Origin of the sequence: Salinisphaera orenii subsp. orenii MK-B5, assembly GCF_003788635.1 — a bacterium.
Taxonomy (GTDB): Bacteria; Pseudomonadota; Gammaproteobacteria; order Nevskiales; family Salinisphaeraceae; genus Salinisphaera; species Salinisphaera orenii.
In genome coordinates this window covers 1-560 of record NZ_AYKH01000039.1, presented here as the reverse complement: position 1 = coordinate 560, position 560 = coordinate 1, and the positions used below count along the sequence as shown (strand labels likewise).

Annotated in this window: 1 protein-coding gene; it reads right to left on the bottom strand. The window is 65.4% G+C overall.

Annotation, left to right across the window (positions count from 1 at the left end):
- Positions 1–560, bottom strand: a 560-nt coding sequence (locus SAOR_RS12990) for a GTP-binding protein (protein ID WP_245965476.1), incomplete at both ends; no start/stop codon positions are given.

The following is a 560-nucleotide window of genomic DNA, read 5'->3' as shown; positions in this document are numbered from 1 at the left end:
CCTGGTCCAGCAGCTTGCGGAACATTTCGACGCCGGTGACCGTGGTCTTGACCGTGTCGTGGATGCCCACGATCTCGATGTTGTCGCCGACGTTGACGATGCCGCGCTCGACGCGCCCCGTGGCCACGGTGCCGCGACCCGAGATCGAGAAGACGTCTTCGACCGGCATCAGGAAGGCGCCGTCAACGGCGCGTTCCGGCTCGGGGATGAATTCGTCCATCGCGCGAACCAGCTTGGCGATCGATTCGATGCCGTGCTCGCCTTCGTCGCCTTCCAGCGCCTTGAGCGCGCTGCCGACGATCACCGGGGTGTCGTCGCCCGGGAAGTCGTAGGCGTCCAGCAGTTCGCGGACTTCCATTTCGACCAGCTCGAGCAGTTCTTCGTCGTCGACCATGTCGGCCTTGTTCAGGTACACGACGATGAACGGGACACCGACCTGGCGCGCCAGCAGGATGTGCTCGCGCGTCTGCGGCATCGGGCCGTCCGCCGCCGAGACCACCATGATCGCGCCGTCCATCTGGGCGGCACCGGTGATCATGTTCTTGACGTAGTCGGCGTGG